This window comes from Streptomyces sp. NPDC085944, assembly GCF_040686295.1.
Classification (GTDB): Bacteria; Actinomycetota; Actinomycetes; order Streptomycetales; family Streptomycetaceae; genus Streptomyces; species Streptomyces salinarius.
In genome coordinates, this window is the sequence record NZ_JBFBJX010000010.1 from 53,411 (window position 1) to 65,242 (window position 11,832).

Genomic DNA, 11,832 nt, shown 5'->3' on the forward strand with positions numbered 1-11,832 from the left:
GAGCAGTATTGGCCAAGGAGTAGAACGTGCAGTACTGCCAGGACCGGCACAGGAGGAGCTCGTGACTCAGGGACCGCTCACTACGGAGACTGGTGCTCCCGTAGCCGACAACCAGAACAGTGAGACGGCGGGCGTCGGCGGCCCCGTGCTCGTCCAGGACCAGCTCCTGCTGGAGAAGCTGGCCCACTTCAACCGTGAGCGCATCCCGGAGCGCGTCGTGCACGCCCGGGGCGCCGGCGCCTACGGCACCTTCACGGTCACCGCCGATGTCACCCGTTACACGCGCGCCGCCTTCCTCTCCGAGGTCGGCAAGGAGACGGAGACCTTCCTCCGCTTCTCCACCGTCGCCGGCAACCTGGGGGCGGCGGACGCCGTCCGCGACCCGCGCGGCTTCTCGCTGAAGTTCTACACCGAGGAGGGCAACTACGACCTCGTCGGCAACAACACCCCGGTGTTCTTCATCAAGGACGCCGTCAAGTTCCCCGACTTCATCCACACCCAGAAGCGCGACCCCTACACGGGCTCGACCGAGATGGACAACGTCTGGGACTTCTGGAGCCTGTCGCCGGAGTCGACGCATCAGGTGACGTGGCTGTTCGGCGACCGCGGCATCCCGGCGTCCTACCGCCACATGGACGGCTTCGGCTCGCACACCTTCCAGTGGAACAACGAGGCGGGCGACGCCTTCTGGGTCAAGTACCACTTCAAGACCGACCAGGGCATCAAGAACCTCACCCAGGCCGAGGCCGACAGGCTCGCCGGCGAGGACCCCGACTCCCACCAGCGCGACCTGCGCGAGGCCGTCGAGCGCGGCGACTTCCCGTCCTGGACCGTCGGCGTGCAGATCATGCCGGTGGCCGAAGCGGCGACGTACCGCTTCAACCCGTTCGACCTGACCAAGGTGTGGCCGCACGCGGACTACCCGATCGTCTGGTTCGGCAGGCTGGAGCTCAACCGCAACCCGGAGAACATCTTTGCCGAGGTCGAGCAGTCGATCTTCTCCCCGGCGCACTTCGTGCCCGGCATCGGCCCGTCCCCGGACAAGATGCTGCAGGGCCGCCTCTTCGCGTACGGCGACGCCCACCGCTACCGCGTCGGCATCAACGCCGACCAGCTGCCGGTGAACCGCCCGCACGCCACCGTGGCGCGTACCAACTCCCGTGACGGCCACCTGTACGACGGTCGACACAAGGGTGCGAAGAACTACGAGCCGAACAGCTTCGGCGGCCCCGTCCAGACGGGCCGGGCCCTGTGGCAGCCGGTCCCGGTCTCCGGCGTCACCGGCGAGACCGAGGCGCCCTCCCACGCCGAGGACGACGACTTCGTCCAGGCGGGCAACCTCTACCGGCTGATGACGGACGAGGAGAAGGAGCGGCTGATCGGCAACCTGGCCGGCGCTCTCTCCGGCGTCTCGCGCGACGACATCGTCGAGCGTGCGATCGGCAACTTCCGTCAGGCCGACGGTGACTTCGGCAAGCGGCTGGAGGCCGCGGTCCAGGCCCTGCGCGGCTGACATCCTGCACTGGACCGCTTGCCGTAGCGGCGGGCCGGATCCCCGGGTAGGGGGTCCGGCCCGTTTGTCGTACGGGTCGTGTGTCCGCAACGGGCGTCCGGGTCGGCCGTGCGTTCCGGGCGGCCGTGCGTACGTTGCTCCGTTCCGTCAGGCGGTCACCACCGGCGCGTTGTGCGGGGCGCGGGCAGGAGCCCAGCGGCGGATGATGTCGCGCACCGAGACGATGCCGACGGGCTCACCGCCGTCCAGGACGATGAGGTGGCGGAAGCCGCCGTGTGCCATCGCGGCCGCCGCCTCCTCCACGGTCCAGGTCGGTGCGGCGAACACGACGTCGGTGGTGGTGTGGCCGTGGGCGCGCTCGGCGTCCGGGTCCTGGCCCCGGCCCACGGAGACCAGGACGTCGCGCTCGGTGAGGATGCCGATGCCGTCGGCGTCGGGGTCGTACACCACCGCCGCGCCGACGCGGCGGGCGGACATCAGGGCGGCGGCCTGGCGGAGCGTGTGGGCGGGACCGATGGTGAGGACGACCGTGCTCATGACTTCGCGGACGAGCATGGGTGGAGCCACCTCCTGCCGGTGATCCATGAGTTAGTTCATGGATTCACAAGTTCACAAGTGGGGGAACCCTCAGAGTGGCAGGTAAAGCGACGGTCAACAAGGGGGCGCGGAGGGCGAGTCGGGGGGCGCTCAGTAGCGCTGGTTTTGATCGGCTCAGTCGATGGGGTGCAGGGATGCTCTGCATCCCGCTTCCCAACTGCGTCGTAGCGGTTGTCTTTGGTCGTTGAGGGGCGTCGTTGGTTCCCGTTAGACGGCCCACAGACGGCCCGAGTGTGGGCACTGGCCCGCCTCCGGTCTTCCCGGGGGCGGCCGGTGCCCCGTCAGGCAGAGGAGTGCCGAAGAGCGAGGGCATCAGCGTGCTTGCGGATCGCTCCCATCCGGGCTTCCCATTCGGCGCCGCCCCGATGATCCGGGTGGGCCGTCGTCTGCCCTGGATGCTTGCGGTAATGCAGGCCCGCCTCACCGATGAACCAGCCATCGGCCATCACGTCAAGGGCCATCAAGAGGGCTGTGTCCTCGGATGCCGGAAGGGCCATCCATCCCCCGATTTCCGCAAGGAGGGTTTCGCGGATGCATAGCGATGCGGGGTGGACCATGGGACGGTGTGTGCTTGCCCAGTAGGCGTATAGCTCGCCGCGTATGAGCGGGCCCGGCTCGGGATCGCCAAGCGTGTAGTGCTGGAGTGTTCCGTCCGGCATGAGGTCGAGTACTCGGCAGACAGTCCATCCGACGGATGGATTCTCCTCAAGCGTCTCAATATCTCGGCCGAGTGCTCCCTTAGGCAGGATGTCGTCAGCGTCGAGAACCTTTACCAATTCGCCATGGCTGCGACCCCATGCCAATGTCCGGGCTACGCCCGGCCCCCCGCGTCTGTTGCCTCCCACTTTCACGCAGGGGTCTGCGCGGATGTCGGCCGGCACGTCCGTCTCGTTGCCACCGTCGACTTGGATCAGCCACTCCCACTCCCACCCGTGCGGCAGCTCTTGGGCCTGGAGGGAAGTGAAGGCTGCTGGGAGGAACTCGACCGCCGCCTCGTGAACCGGCGTCACGATCGAAATGGTGCGATTCACTGAACCCACCTTTCCAGGGGCACGGAGTAGCGGAACTCTGTCCGCTCGCCAGGAAGCACCACGCGCGAGTACTCAACGACGTCACCGTTGGTGGAGATGCTGGTTTTGTCGAGCAAAAAGACCGCGCTATTCATCGGAATCCCCAGCTTGCGAGCCTCCGTTTGGGTTGCCACCCGGGTCCTGATGGCGTCGTCAATTCGGTCGATCTCGATCCCGATCGTGCTCAGTTGATGGTGTGTACCGCCAGGCCAAGGTTCCTTAGAGCTGTCCAGGAGATCGGGGTTACGGGCAGCTACCTCGTGGACGAGGTAGGAGTCGATGAGTGATAGTGCGGTCGCGTCTCCGTTGGTGCTGTGCCAGTACTTTCTATGCAGCATCAGGGAGCCCGGCTTGACTCCGAACCGTTCAGCCAGCTCCGCGTCAGCGGGGATGGCGCTGAACGTCGCGTGAGTCTCTATCTGGTCGTGGTCCATTCCGGCGTCTTTGTCGATTACGCCGTTGTCCCGGCGCACTGCGTCAGGCCGCTGCGCCAGCCTCTTCTCCCACACGTACCGCTCCTGCGGCTCTCGGACGAGGTGCGGTGGGACTGTGCGCACCTTGGTGCCGTGCCCTCGAACCATCGTGACCAGGCCTTCGGTCTCCAGCGCCTTGTACGCCGCTAGGACTGTGGTTTTCGATCCCCTGCCTTGGGCCACCAGGTCACGAATCTGCGGCAGCTGGTCGCCGGGCCGGTACCCGGCGGTGCCGGCTGCGATCTCCCGCGCGATCTCATCTGCCAGCCCACGCCACTGCGGTGTCTTGGGTGCCATGCGGAAACCCCTCTCGCCTCGCCTATCAACCCAGCCAGTGAATCACAGTCCCGGGATTGACTGCTATCCCGGGACTGTTGACAGTCCCAGGACATCGTGTCACTCTCATCTTGCGCCGCTCGCAGTCCCGGGACAAACGGGCCTGGTCGGGGTGGTGTGTCAGGCCTACGGCCCATTCGGGCTGGTCTGGTGTCGGTTCGGGATAGCTCGTGCAGTTGGGGCCCTGAGCTGGTCGTTCATTGAGAACTGCATAGGTGGGCCCCGTCTCCCCGAGTCGAAAAGACGGCCGCGTGGCCAACGTCGCGCATCGACCTCTCCGCAGCACGGTTGTTGCGGCCGGTTGCCTCCGCTGCACGTCTCGAACGTGCAGCGATGAGGGAACCGGAGGGGTTCCACACGAGAGCGCCGCCCGGAGCGGTAACTCCGGGCGGCGCGGTACAGGCACCTGTGTTGGAGGCACCTGTGATTACCAGTCTGACAGACGCGGAGCGGGCGGAACTGGCCCGTAGGGCGGCTGAGGCGAACAAGCGCAGCGAGGACAACGCCCGTGCCCGGGGCGGCCGGTGATGGCCGACTCCGAGCACGAGAAGACGAAGGAACCGCTCCCGCAGCGCCCCCGTGGTCCGCACCCGTACCTGCGGGGGGCGGTCCGCTGATCTATCGCCCCGATGGTCGCAAGGCCGGGTTCGACTCCCGGCCGGGGCACGCACGACCCACATCAGTCAGTCCAAGAGGAGTTCAAATGCGTTTCCGAACCAGCCCTTCCCTCGCCGTGGCCGCCATGAAGAACCGCAGCACTGACGACCTGCGGAACGAGTACCAGCTGATCAACCGTGAGCGGGCCGGCGGCGCCAACTCTCTCGGGGCCATCGCCGACCAGAACGACATTGCCCGCGAGCTGGAGCGTCGCGGCCAGCGCTGATCCCGTCCCACAGCCCCGATGGTCGCAAGGCCGGGTTCGACTCCCGGCCGGGGCGCGCATCGACTACTTCAGACCCGGAGGGGGCTCTCATGTGGACAAGCGTGATCGCGGTAATAGGGACGCTGCTGGGGTCCATGGCCACTCACCTGGTGCAGCAGCGTGGTTCCGACCGCACGGCGGCACGCCGTGACCGGCTGACCGCTGTAACGGCGCTGACAGTGGCGCTGGCGGATCACCGCCGTGCGATGTGGATGCGTGAGGACCTGCGCCTGTCCGGCGCGGACACCTCCGCCTACGAGGTAGCGCGTGCGGAGAGTCACGGCACCCGCAGCGCACTGACCGCGCCGTTGACGACGCTCGCGATCCTGGCTCCGGGGCTCACCCGGTCGGCACAGGAAGCGGCGACGGCCACCTACCGGATGCGCGGCGCCGCGTCCCCGCAGGCGCTGAACGGCGCGCGGGATGAGGCCATCACGGCATGCGAACGGCTGGTCGCCGACGCCTCCAAGCTCTTCTGACCTCCTTCCCCCTGCCCCCGTCCCGCCGCACCTGGCGGGGCCGTGACGGCGCCGGATCGAATCCGGCCCGGGGCGCCCGCCGCACCACTCGCGTGCGGCTCCCACCACAACGGCGCGCACCCCCGGAGAGGCAACTCCGGGGGTGCTGTTCGGGCCGTTTCACCTGCTAGGGAGACCACGACCCATGAATCCCATCGTCACTGTTCAGGACGCTGTTACCGCGTTCGCCGACTTCATGGAGCCGACGAACGCGGAGCTGGACGCGATCGAGCAGGAGATGCCCGTGATCCTCGCGGACGTCGACCTGCTGGACGCGTACATCGTCACCCTCGACCGCACGCCGACCGAGCTGGACGACCGCCGCACCCGCCGGGCCCGCCGCCGCGCGCTCGCCGCCCGCGCCGCCCTGGTCAACCGCACGGCGAGCACGCGCCTGCCCGGCGGTGCGGCATGAACCTTCACCGCAAGGGGCGTGCCGCCCTGGTGCTGGCCCTGGTCGCCGTGGTCGGTATGGCGTTCCGGGTGTCGTGGAACGCGCTGCGGGACATCGCCGGCGCGGTCGGTGCGGACGACACGGCGGCGATGCTGTACCCGTTCGTGGTCGACGGCCTCATGGCACTCGCCCTGATCGCCACCCTGGTACTGGCCGACCGCGACCGCACGTTCGCCCTGCGCGTGCTGGGGGCGTACACGGTCGCGTCGCTGGTCCTCAACTACGTGCACGGTCTGGTCCCGGAGCTGCACGGCCGCACGGTCGACTGGGGGCGACTGGCCAACTGGGACCCGGCGAACTGGGCCCTGGTCCTGCTCGCCACCTCGTTGCCGGTCGGGTCGATCTACTTCGGTTCCGACCTCGTGGCCAAGGTGCTGCACCACCGCCCCGCCCCGATCCCCACCGTGAGCACGAATGCGGAGGAATCTACCGAGATCGCAATGAAACGGTCTACGGCTGACCTGCCGGTATCGACTCCCGCGCCGATCGCCCCGAACGCGGTGGCGCTGCCCCGTCCGGTGGCCGTCGGCTTCCTCAAGTCGACTCTCCCGGTCAAGCCGTCCCCCTCGATCGCCCCGGCCCCGGTCGCGCCGGTCGAGCGGCGTGCGGTGGCGGCGGAGTCGGCCCGGCCGCGCCGTGCGACGGGCCGTGTCCCGGCGGTGGCGAAGTCGAGTCGGCCGAAGCGCACGCCGGATCAGTTGCTCGCCGAAGCGCGGGCGGTGACGGCCGACTGGCCGGACGCGAAGGTGACCGCCGAGGGCATCCGGCGGGCGGTGCGTACGTCTCCGGTCAACGCGCGGGCGCTGCGGGACACCTTGCGGGCGGAGCGCGCCGGGGCGGCGGCGTGAGCGGGCTGCGGATCGGTTCGCTCTGCTCCGGTTACGGCGGCCTGGACATGGCCGTCCAGGCGGTCTTCGGGGGCTCGCTGGCGTGGGTCGCGGACAACGACGCTGGAGCCTGCCGGATCCTCGCCCACCACCACCCGCACGTGCCGAACCTGGGCGACGTCACCGCCGCCTCCTGGGGCGAGGTGGAGCCGGTCGACGTCGTGACGGGCGGCTACCCGTGCCAGCCGTTCAGTTCTGCCGGCAAGAGGAAGGGAGTCGCTGATGAGCGGCACATCTGGCCCGACATCGCCCGTGCCCTTGGGGTTCTACGACCCCGTCTCGCGGTGTTTGAGAACGTCGCAGGGCACCTTTCTCTCGGATTCGACACCGTGCTTGGAGATCTTGCCGCCCTCGGGTTCGATGCGCGGTGGTGCACTCTTCGCGCATCTGACGTGGGAGCGGCTCACCAGCGCAAACGGCTCTTCGTCCTCGCCTGGCCTGCCGACTCCGGCGGCACGGGACTGGAGGGGCGGCGGGCAGCGCGGGCAGCTTCCGACCGCCGTCGGCTCGCTCCTGCCGACCCCGTCGACCTCGGAGAACACCGGAGCCGGACACGCGGCGCAGGGCGGGATGAACCTGCGCCACGTCGTCTCGCTGCTGCCGACCCCGCGCGCGTCGGAGAACGAGAACCGGCAGACCAAACGCAGCCCCTCGCAGGAAGCGGGCACGCATGGCAAGAGCCTGGCCGCCGAGATGGGCTCGCTCCTGCCGACCCCGCGGGCCACGGACGGCTCGAACGGCGCGGTCTCGCGCACGGAAGCGACGGACCGGCGGGTGCAGTCCGGAACGGCGAATCTGCCGGAGGTGGCGGTGAGCGCGTTCCCGACGGTGGCGTCGGGTGGGGCGAGTACGGCGAGGCGGTCGCGCGGTGGGAGGCGGTCCTCCAGCGCCCCGCCCCCGGGCCAGTTGACGCTGTGGGACGGCTGAGCCCCGCCTTCGTCGAATGGCTCATGGGCCTGCCCGCCGGGCACGTCACCGACGTCCCCGGCCTGTCCCGCTCCGCACAGCTCAAAGCGCTGGGCAACGGCGTGGTCCCGCAACAGGCCACGGCCGCGCTGCGCTTCCTCGCCCCCGCCGCCCTCCCCTCCCGCACGGCCGCCTGAGGCGTCCCGAACCCTTCGAGGAGAAGCCGACCATGCGCAACGCCGACATCCGCCGCCTGGACCGCGCGATCCAGGCGACACAGAAGAAGCTCGACGCGGTCCGCCGGGGCGAGTGGTGGCCGCTCAACGGCAGCGAGCGCCGGGCCATGGCCCGCGCCGCCGTCGGCGGCTCCTACCGCGTCGTACGCGGCCGGAGCACCGGCCGCGCCGAGAGGCAGTTGGAGACCACCGCCAGTTCGGCCGAGATCCGGCTGAACGCGGAACTGACCGCTCTGCACGGCGAGCGTCAGCGGCTCCTCACCGAGGCCGCCAAGGGCAAGGCCGCCAAGAAGTCGTCCGGCTGGTTTTGACCAGCCCGTTTCCCGCGCCGGGGTGACCGGGACTTTCCACGGACACGGCCACCCCGGCTCACTCCCTTACTCCCGCCCTGATCAGGGCAGTCAGGAGCACTCTCAGCATGTCTGAGAACGTCGTTCACCTCCACAAGCCCACCGACCCCCCGACCGCCGACACCGCCCCCACCGTGCTCACCGTGGTGCCGGACGCGCCGCCTGCTCGCCCGGTGCCGCTGTGGGTGCGCTCCGGCCGCGCCGTGAAGTCGGCCGCCAGGCACGAATCGACCCGGGCCACCGTGCGGGCGACGGCCCGGCACGGCCTTTACACCTTCAACGGCGGGCGGATCGTGGCCCGCCGGGCGTGGGACGGCCGTACCGGCTCGCGGTACGAGCGGATGATCCGTGCGGCGGAAGCCGCCGGGAACCTGGAAGCGGCCGAGGAGTGGGAGGAGCGGTTGCAGCGCTTCCGCGCCGCCCGCCACCACCGCCGCATGGACCTCCTGCACTCCCCGGTCGACGCCGCCAAGGGCGTCGCCGTAGGCGCCGGCATGAGCATCGGTGGCCTGGTCGCCCTCGGCGTCGTCATGGCCATCAGCACCGGCCACGTCGGAGACGTCATCACCCCGCTGTCGGCAACGGTCGACTTCATCGCCCTGCTCATCCGCATCGTCCAGGTCGTCTGGGGTCCGGCCCTGTCGATCGGCCCGTTCCTCGCCCTGCTCGCCCTGTGGTCGGTCGGCCGCAAGCAGCACGCCGCCCCGAACTGGGCCCTGCCCGCCAACGTGCGGTCGGGCGAGGGCGAGCCGATCACGCCGTCCATCGTGGTCAAGGCCCTGCGCGACCTCGGAGTCCCGGCCCTGGCCCGGGCCATCAAGGAGATGGGCGACGCCGGCGCCTCGATGCTCGGCCCGATCCGCATCGCCGGATGCGGTGTCGAGGTCGACGTGACCCTTCCCTCCGGCGTGGCCACGAACGAGGTGCAGGCCAAGCGGCGCAAGCTCGCCGAGAACCTGACCCGGCACGAACACGAGGTGTTCATCACCATCCCCCAGGCCGCCCGGACAGTGCGGCTGTGGGTGGCCGACTCCGGAGCGCTCGATGAGCCGATCGGCCCGTCGCCGCTGGTCACCGACGACACGATGACCGCCGACTACACCAAGGGCAAGGCCCCGTGGGGGCAGGACCTGCGCGGCGACGCAGCTGCGCTGAGCCTGTATCAGCGCCACCTGCTCATCACGGGCCTGTCGAACCAGGGCAAGACCGTGGCCCTGCGCTCCCTCGCACTGTGGCTGTCCCTGGACAAGTCCGTGCAGTTCCTCATGGGCGACCTCAAGGGCGCGGGCGACTGGAACATGTTCGACGGCCTCGCCACCACGCTGATCCAGGGCCCGACCGATGAGCACGTCATCCAGGTGACCGAGATGGTCGAGGGCGCCGTCGACGAGATGAACCGTCGGCTCCAGGCGCCGCCCGGCACGGTGTTCCCGCCGCTCATCGTGCTGGTCGACGAAGCGCAGGTCGCGTTCATGTGCCCCGCCAAGGGCACGGGCAAGGACAAGCGGCCCTACGGCGGCGCCAAGGCCGACTCCCGGTACTTCATGGCCGTCCGCAAGATCCACAACCAGGGCCGCGCGGTCAACGTGCTGATGTGGCAGGGCACGCAGGACCCGACCAACGAGAACCTCCCCAAGCTCGTGCGGGAGGGCGCCCACACCCGCGCCTCCCTCGCCCTGGGCACCGAGTCCCAGGCACGCATGGCCCTCGGAGACAAGGCGGTCGACGGCGGGGCGGCGCCGAACCTGCTGCGTCCGGGGCTGGACCGGGGAACCCTGGTCGTCGCCTCCGACGGCATCAGCATCCCGGCGGGCCAGTCCTCCATCACGGTCCGCACGCACTACATCGACGACGACGCCGCCGCCGCGATCACCGACCGGGCCAAGGCACTGCGCGACGGCGTCACCACCCTGCACGCCCTCGACCGCAGCGCGGAGCACGACCCGCTCGCCGACATCGCCGCCGTCATCGGCGACGCCCCGCGGGTGCGCACCAAGGACGTGCTCGCGCGGCTCGCCGCGCGGAACGCGGGCGCCTACGGCGACTGGTCGTTCCTCGACCTCAAGCGCGTCCTCGACGACGCCGACGCCAGCCCGTACAAGTCCGACGGCGTCATGTGCGTGGCCCGCGACCGCGTGGTGCGCGCCCTCGCCAACCGCGACACGGATGGTTCCGCTTCCGCCGACTGACGGCAGGGAGCGAACGACCGGCGGGGCAGGGAGGCAGGGAGAACTCCCTGACCCCCTCCCTGACCCGCCTCCCTGGCCCTGACCTGCACGAATGATCGTCCAGGGAGTCAGGGAGGCACGCAGGTCACACCCCCCGAGCACCCCTCCACAGCGCCCCCGGCAGGGGGTGTCTCTGCCTCCCTGGCCAACGGCCGGAAGGGATTCCGCATGTACCCCGAGCACACCCCGCACGTGCCCGCACAGCAGGCCGTGGAAGTCCACCAGCCCACCCCATACCCGCCCGCCGCGCCGGTGTCGGCGCCGGTCGTGCCGGTCCAGCCGGGCACGGTCCCGGCCGTGGCGAGCATCGTCCTGCCCGACGGCCGCGTCGTCACCGGCTACGCCATCAACCCCGCCCAGCCCGAACCGGCCGCCGCCAAACCGGCCGTCTCCCGCACGGCCGTGAATGTCGCCCTCGGCGGCGCCGGGTTCCTCGCGGTGTGCGGCGGCCTGGTCCTGCTCACCTCATTCATCGCCGCACTCACCGCGTTCATCACCCAGCTCATCATCCTGGCCGCCGTGATCTTCGGCGGATGGATCGCCGTGCAGATCTTCAGCGCGAGCGGTCACCGGGGCGGCGGGACCACGGTGAACATCCGCAAGGCCGTGATCAAGCGCAACCACTTCCACCACTGACCGGGGGCAGGACGCATGTCCGGGCTCCACTGGCACGCCTACGCGTGGAACGGCAGGCAACGGCCGCCGGACAACGACCGCCGCAAGCCCGCCCTTCCCCTCCCTCCCATGGACGTCGGGCACTGGCTGCTCAAACCCGCCCGGCTCCGGCTCGCCACCTACCCCGCCCCCGATACCGGCCAGGACGCCTACGGGTGGCTGCGGGCGGAACTGGACGCCTTCCCCCGCAGCCCCCGGGACCTGCCCGCGAGCGTCCAACTCGCCTATGCCCGTGGCTGTCTCGACCGGGCCACGGATGTGGTGTGGGGCTATTGGTCGGCCGCCGGGCTCTACATCGCGCGGGCCCTGATCACCTGCCCCCGCGCAGGCATCCCCTGCCCTCTACGGCCGACCGAGGAGACCAGCCCGTGTTCCGACTCCGCATCAAGGTCACTCACTGCCCCCGCCGGGCTCTGGCTCTGACCGACACGCCCCGCCCCGACTGCCCCGACTGCTTGGGAGAGGGCGGCATGGCGCGGCACTACGGCGACCACACCGGCGAGTACGCCGGCACCGAGTGGGAGTCCTGCCCGTGCTGGACGCAGTGGGCCGTGATCCTCCTGCCCCTGCCGCGCTGGCCGCGCCGCACACCGACCGGCTACAGCGACGAACCGCCCTTCTAGCTACGCCAAGGGCGGCCCCCCTCACGCCAATGAAGACGGGGCCG

15 protein-coding genes and 1 pseudogene are annotated in these 11,832 nt (G+C 70.0%); 13 read left to right on the plus strand and 3 right to left on the minus strand.

Annotated elements, in window-relative coordinates; all coding sequences use genetic code 11:
* Positions 1-61 precede the first annotated feature (61 nt).
* Entirely contained in the window at positions 62-1,513 is a 1,452-nt protein-coding gene (locus AB0P07_RS20680) for a catalase (RefSeq protein WP_365552554.1), read from the plus strand.
* A 147-nt stretch (positions 1,514-1,660) separates the two neighbouring features.
* Here the strand turns inward: AB0P07_RS20680 and AB0P07_RS20685 are convergent, their stop codons facing one another.
* The 3 genes from AB0P07_RS20685 to AB0P07_RS20695 form a co-directional block, all read right to left on the minus strand.
* Complete coding sequence (locus AB0P07_RS20685; protein ID WP_365552555.1) at positions 1,661-2,068, minus strand: CBS domain-containing protein; 408 nt, start codon at positions 2,066-2,068, stop codon at positions 1,661-1,663.
* Positions 2,069-2,391: 323 nt separating this feature from the next.
* Entirely contained in the window at positions 2,392-3,141 is a 750-nt protein-coding gene (locus tag AB0P07_RS20690) for a glycosyltransferase (RefSeq protein WP_365552557.1), read from the minus strand.
* Complete coding sequence (locus tag AB0P07_RS20695; protein WP_365552558.1) at positions 3,138-3,950, minus strand: GntR family transcriptional regulator; 813 nt, start codon at positions 3,948-3,950, stop codon at positions 3,138-3,140. Before AB0P07_RS20695 ends, AB0P07_RS20690 begins: the two co-directional genes overlap by 4 nt.
* A gap of 742 nt (positions 3,951-4,692) precedes the next feature.
* Between AB0P07_RS20695 and AB0P07_RS20700 the strand changes: the two genes are divergently transcribed.
* The 12 genes and pseudogenes from AB0P07_RS20700 to AB0P07_RS20755 all read left to right on the plus strand — a co-directional run bounded on the left by AB0P07_RS20700 (position 4,693) and on the right by AB0P07_RS20755 (position 11,788).
* A complete protein-coding gene (locus AB0P07_RS20700; RefSeq protein ID WP_365552560.1) occupies positions 4,693-4,872 on the plus strand; it encodes a hypothetical protein in 180 nt (59 codons plus the stop codon).
* A gap of 89 nt (positions 4,873-4,961) precedes the next feature.
* Positions 4,962-5,390: a protein kilB gene (locus AB0P07_RS20705; protein ID WP_365552562.1), complete on the plus strand. Its 429-nt coding sequence runs from the start codon at positions 4,962-4,964 to the stop codon at positions 5,388-5,390.
* 184 nt (positions 5,391-5,574) lie between these two features.
* On the plus strand, positions 5,575-5,844 hold the full coding sequence (locus tag AB0P07_RS20710) for a DUF6284 family protein (protein WP_365552564.1): 270 nt from the start codon (positions 5,575-5,577) through the stop codon (positions 5,842-5,844).
* Complete coding sequence (locus AB0P07_RS20715) at positions 5,841-6,731, plus strand: DUF2637 domain-containing protein (protein WP_365552566.1); 891 nt, start codon at positions 5,841-5,843, stop codon at positions 6,729-6,731. The genes AB0P07_RS20710 and AB0P07_RS20715 overlap by 4 nt, the downstream gene beginning before the upstream one ends.
* A 47-nt stretch (positions 6,732-6,778) precedes the next feature.
* A pseudogene (locus AB0P07_RS20720) lies at positions 6,779-7,147 on the plus strand (DNA cytosine methyltransferase); the annotation flags it as partial.
* Positions 7,131-7,697 carry a hypothetical protein gene (locus tag AB0P07_RS20725; RefSeq protein WP_365552943.1) on the plus strand — a complete coding sequence of 189 codons (567 nt, stop codon included), beginning with the start codon at positions 7,131-7,133 and terminating at the stop codon, positions 7,695-7,697. The pseudogene AB0P07_RS20720 and the gene AB0P07_RS20725, both read left to right, overlap by 17 nt.
* Positions 7,685-7,873, plus strand: coding sequence for a hypothetical protein (locus tag AB0P07_RS20730; protein ID WP_239081349.1), 189 nt, complete (start codon positions 7,685-7,687; stop codon positions 7,871-7,873). The genes AB0P07_RS20725 and AB0P07_RS20730 overlap by 13 nt, the downstream gene beginning before the upstream one ends.
* Positions 7,874-7,905: 32 nt before the next feature.
* Positions 7,906-8,223, plus strand: coding sequence for a hypothetical protein (locus AB0P07_RS20735; RefSeq protein ID WP_365552568.1), 318 nt, complete (start codon positions 7,906-7,908; stop codon positions 8,221-8,223).
* Between the two features lie 107 nt (positions 8,224-8,330).
* Complete coding sequence (locus AB0P07_RS20740) at positions 8,331-10,451, plus strand: FtsK/SpoIIIE domain-containing protein (RefSeq protein WP_365552570.1); 2,121 nt, start codon at positions 8,331-8,333, stop codon at positions 10,449-10,451.
* Positions 10,452-10,658: 207 nt separating this feature from the next.
* Complete coding sequence (locus tag AB0P07_RS20745; protein ID WP_365552572.1) at positions 10,659-11,126, plus strand: hypothetical protein; 468 nt, start codon at positions 10,659-10,661, stop codon at positions 11,124-11,126.
* 15 nt (positions 11,127-11,141) lie between these two features.
* Entirely contained in the window at positions 11,142-11,588 is a 447-nt protein-coding gene (locus AB0P07_RS20750) for a hypothetical protein (protein WP_365552574.1), read from the plus strand.
* Complete coding sequence (locus AB0P07_RS20755; RefSeq protein WP_365552576.1) at positions 11,534-11,788, plus strand: hypothetical protein; 255 nt, start codon at positions 11,534-11,536, stop codon at positions 11,786-11,788. Before AB0P07_RS20750 ends, AB0P07_RS20755 begins: the two co-directional genes overlap by 55 nt.
* Positions 11,789-11,832: the final 44 nt, after the last annotated feature.

What these genes read in the sequence shown, in the direction of transcription:
- AB0P07_RS20700 (WP_365552560.1), top strand. Translation starts at nt 4,693, where the DNA reads ATGCGTTTCCGAACCAGCCCTTCCCTCGCCGTGGCCGCCATGAAGAAC.
- AB0P07_RS20710 (WP_365552564.1), top strand. Translation starts at nt 5,575, where the DNA reads ATGAATCCCATCGTCACTGTTCAGGACGCTGTTACCGCGTTCGCCGAC.
- AB0P07_RS20725 (WP_365552943.1), top strand. Translation starts at nt 7,131, where the DNA reads ATGCGCGGTGGTGCACTCTTCGCGCATCTGACGTGGGAGCGGCTCACC.
- AB0P07_RS20745 (WP_365552572.1), top strand. Translation starts at nt 10,659, where the DNA reads ATGTACCCCGAGCACACCCCGCACGTGCCCGCACAGCAGGCCGTGGAA.
- AB0P07_RS20715 (WP_365552566.1), top strand. Translation starts at nt 5,841, where the DNA reads ATGAACCTTCACCGCAAGGGGCGTGCCGCCCTGGTGCTGGCCCTGGTC.
- AB0P07_RS20740 (WP_365552570.1), top strand. Translation starts at nt 8,331, where the DNA reads ATGTCTGAGAACGTCGTTCACCTCCACAAGCCCACCGACCCCCCGACC.
- AB0P07_RS20705 (WP_365552562.1), top strand. Translation starts at nt 4,962, where the DNA reads ATGTGGACAAGCGTGATCGCGGTAATAGGGACGCTGCTGGGGTCCATG.
- AB0P07_RS20750 (WP_365552574.1), top strand. Translation starts at nt 11,142, where the DNA reads ATGTCCGGGCTCCACTGGCACGCCTACGCGTGGAACGGCAGGCAACGG.
- AB0P07_RS20685 (WP_365552555.1), bottom strand. Translation starts at nt 2,068, where the DNA reads ATGCTCGTCCGCGAAGTCATGAGCACGGTCGTCCTCACCATCGGTCCC.
- AB0P07_RS20695 (WP_365552558.1), bottom strand. Translation starts at nt 3,950, where the DNA reads ATGGCACCCAAGACACCGCAGTGGCGTGGGCTGGCAGATGAGATCGCG.
- AB0P07_RS20735 (WP_365552568.1), top strand. Translation starts at nt 7,906, where the DNA reads ATGCGCAACGCCGACATCCGCCGCCTGGACCGCGCGATCCAGGCGACA.